Source organism: Stutzerimonas sp. S1 (genome assembly GCF_025966695.1).
Taxonomy (GTDB): Bacteria; Pseudomonadota; Gammaproteobacteria; order Pseudomonadales; family Pseudomonadaceae; genus Stutzerimonas.
Map to the genome: position 1 here is coordinate 1 of NZ_JAOEIY010000015.1, position 3,122 is coordinate 3,122.

Here is a 3,122-nt window from a genome sequence, read left to right on the forward strand (position 1 = left end):
GCAGCAGTCAGCGTGGTCTTGCCATGGTCGACGTGACCAATGGTACCGACGTTGACGTGCGGTTTGTTACGTTCGAACTTTTCTTTAGCCATCGAGACCGTCTCCCATCGTTGAATTGAGCTAGTCACGCCACCATTAAAACAAAGGCAGATATTCACATATCTGCCTTTGTCGTTTTGGAGCTCATGAGCGGATTTGAACCGCTGACCTCACCCTTACCAAGGGTGTGCTCTACCAACTGAGCTACATGAGCGAAACACCGCGCAAACACCAAATCTGGAGCGGGTAGCGGGAATCGAACCCGCATCATCAGCTTGGAAGGCTGAGGTTCTACCACTAAACTATACCCGCGAAAGCCGGAGCCTACGCTTGAATCTGGTGGAGGGGGAAGGATTCGAACCTTCGAAGTCTATGACGTCAGATTTACAGTCTGATCCCTTTGGCCGCTCGGGAACCCCTCCAAAGTGAGGCGGCATTCTCATCGGTAGCCACCCCGCTGTCAAGCATTTTCTCATATAAATCTTGAGGTTAGCTTTTATGACAGCTGCATTCAAAAGAGCTAAAAAAGCTGCCTCCTGAAGCGGGCGCCATTCTAGTCAAACCGACCTGAAGTTGCAATGCTTGCGCAGGGCATTTGCCGATGCTGCAGGGATGGCATGTCTCGCACTAGGGCCTGCAGTAGCGCGCCGCCCAACAACTCGCGGCTCTCCGGCTCAACGCGCAGCCATTGCTTTCGATGCATGCGGGGTAATTCGCGCACCAAAGCAGCGTAATCAACATCACGCAGCCGCGCGACGACTCCTTCCGCGGAATCCTTACGCGAAAATATTCCCAGCGATATGCCGTTTGCGAGATCCCCCACCGTAATGATGTAGGAATCAATGTTTCGCGACTGCAACTCTCGCAACTGACGAAGAGAAGCTTGCCGCGAAGCCAACGGCGGTAGGTAAACCCAGTAGTCGACGCCTGCTGCGAACTCAATTAGCTGCAAACTTACCTGAATATCGAGGCTCAACAAACGCTGCTCCAGGACTCGGACGGTTTCCTCTTCGTCAAAGCCGCCCAGAAACAGACAAACCTCACCCTCACCGGCTTCCAATCTCGTTTGCTCACGAGGCTCCACGACAGACTCGCTCAACAACGCGATCCTCGCGCCCGCGGGGCTGTACGTCATCGGCGACTCCACCCTTTTCACTTGCAAAGGTGCCTGCTGCTGAAAGACAAAATAGAGAATGTTCAAGACCAGCAGGGAAAGAAAAACCCAGCGCATTCGCACCTCGAGCGGTTACGGGCAGGCAATAGCCAGACCACGAAAAATCAGATCTGGGGCGTGAGATAGATTCGGCATATCGGCCACCAGCACAGCGTCGCCACCCGTCACGAACATAGCAGCATTATCCCCAAGACAAATCCGAGCGTGCCGAATCTGCGCCTCCACAAACCCACGCAGCATCAAAAGACACCCCCGCTCGACAGCCTCAACAGTTGAGCGCCCTGGCCCCTGCCCCTTCACAGCTAAAGCAGCTTCGGAGAGCTCATACCGCACACGCCGGGTATGGGCCTGTAGCTGATGGCGCAACAACGGCATACCAGGCGCTATATATCCGCCCAGATGAACGCCATCAGCCCCAACCAGGTCCGCGGTTACAGCCGTGCCCAAGTCAAGAACTAACGCAGCTTGATGATTGATGCTGTAAGCTCCAACAATAGCCAACCATCGATCCAGCCCTAAACGATCGTACTCTTCATATCCATTAATCACCCCCCCAAGCTCCCGAGCCGGAACTGCGCGAGATACCGGGATATTTAGAAACCGACCCAAATCCTGGCAGAGAGTGTCCGTTTCCTCATCCCCCCGCACACTCACCAGCCGTGCTCTCGTGAGCCGCGTAGCGCAAAGTGAAACATCGGCGATCAACTCCACTAGCGACGCTGCCACCCCATTGCTCACCGAAATAGCCAATTCAGGCTGAAAAACTCTCCATTTTATAAAACTGTTGCCACAGTCGAGCTCAAGAATCATGTTGCAAGCCTCAGGCTGAGCTCCCCACCGCTAAATACTTGCTCATGCCCGTCAACAAGCAGTCTCAACGCCCCCTGGTCATCCACTCCAAGGACTACACCATTCACCTGTCGACTCGCAGTACTCAAGGCGCACTCTCGGCCCTGCCAGATATGGCAAGCCTCCCACTCTAATCGCATCTCAGCAAAGCCAAGTTCAGCATGGCGTTGCAGATGACTATGCAAGGACTCACCGAGTTGCAGTACCAACTTATTTCGATCGATTAAACTACCTTGCTGCGCCCTGAGCGACGTCCAAGGCTGGTCGATGTCGTCATCGCTGAACAACATGTTCACGTTGATGCCGACGCCAATAACAACATGGCAAATGTCCGCCGGGTCTCCTGTCAGCTCAAGCAACACCCCAGCGATCTTCTTGCCGCCAACGTAAACATCATTCGGCCATTTCAACCCCACGCCTGCAATGCCTATACGGTGCAATGCATCCTTAACCGCAAGGCCGGCAACTAAACTCAAACCCGATAACTGCTGCATCCCGCCGGTAATGCGATACGCCAAGCTTAGATATAAATTCTGCGCAGCAGGGCTAACCCACGTCCTCCCACGCCGGCCTCGTCCAGCAGTCTGCGCTTCCGCGAGCACCACAAGCGGAATTGCGGTTTGCGCTTGCAATAGACGCAAGGCTTCGGCATTCGTTGAATCCAAGCTGTCGTATAAATGGAGATGCCAATTCAGCAACCGCAGACCAGGTTCAAGCAGCTCACGACTGAATAACGAAAGCGGGTTTTTCAACCGATAACCACGCCCTCTTACGCGATGAAGCTCCACGTCAAACTCTTCTTCGATATCTCGCAGATATTTCCAAACGGAACCACGGCTCACGCCAAGAGCATTTCCAAGTTCCCTCCCAGAATGAAAACGACCATCCTGTAGCAAATGCAGAAGCTTGTTCATGATTCTCCTATAAGCTAAAAGCCGGATGATAGTCAACGCATCACTTGGAGCCTACGTACTTTTCCGTCATGCAAAGACAAACCCCCGGCCAGCTGAGCTGGTCGGGGGTTTGAGATAAGAGCTTGACGATGACCTACTCTCACATG

The 3,122-nt window shown here is 53.7% G+C and carries 4 protein-coding genes and 3 tRNA genes; all 7 read right to left on the reverse strand.

Annotation, left to right across the window (positions count from 1 at the left end; all coding sequences use genetic code 11):
• A partial coding sequence (locus N8H22_RS19990) for a GTP-binding protein (protein ID WP_031629039.1) occupies window positions 1-92 on the reverse strand: 92 nt, incomplete at its 3' end.
• Window positions 93-177: 85 nt separating this feature from the next.
• Window positions 178-253, reverse strand: a tRNA-Thr gene (locus tag N8H22_RS19995).
• 24 nt (window positions 254-277) lie between these two features.
• Window positions 278-351: transfer RNA gene (locus tag N8H22_RS20000), tRNA-Gly, on the reverse strand.
• Between the two features lie 25 nt (window positions 352-376).
• Window positions 377-461 (reverse strand) — tRNA-Tyr (locus N8H22_RS20005).
• A gap of 131 nt (window positions 462-592) precedes the next feature.
• A complete protein-coding gene (locus tag N8H22_RS20010; RefSeq protein ID WP_264592220.1) occupies window positions 593-1,270 on the reverse strand; it encodes an SPOR domain-containing protein in 678 nt (225 codons plus the stop codon).
• A gap of 15 nt (window positions 1,271-1,285) precedes the next feature.
• A complete protein-coding gene (locus N8H22_RS20015) occupies window positions 1,286-2,023 on the reverse strand; it encodes a type III pantothenate kinase (RefSeq protein ID WP_264592221.1) in 738 nt (245 codons plus the stop codon).
• On the reverse strand, window positions 2,020-2,976 hold the full coding sequence (gene birA / locus N8H22_RS20020; protein WP_264592222.1) for a bifunctional biotin--[acetyl-CoA-carboxylase] ligase/biotin operon repressor BirA: 957 nt from the start codon (window positions 2,974-2,976) through the stop codon (window positions 2,020-2,022). Before birA ends, N8H22_RS20015 begins: the two co-directional genes overlap by 4 nt.
• Window positions 2,977-3,122 lie beyond the last annotated feature (146 nt).

Excerpts from the sequence above, each read along its gene's own strand:
- N8H22_RS20010 (WP_264592220.1), bottom strand. The coding sequence starts at position 1,270 with ATGCGCTGGGTTTTTCTTTCCCTGCTGGTCTTGAACATTCTCTATTTT.
- N8H22_RS20015 (WP_264592221.1), bottom strand. The coding sequence starts at position 2,023 with ATGATTCTTGAGCTCGACTGTGGCAACAGTTTTATAAAATGGAGAGTT.
- birA (WP_264592222.1), bottom strand. The coding sequence starts at position 2,976 with ATGAACAAGCTTCTGCATTTGCTACAGGATGGTCGTTTTCATTCTGGG.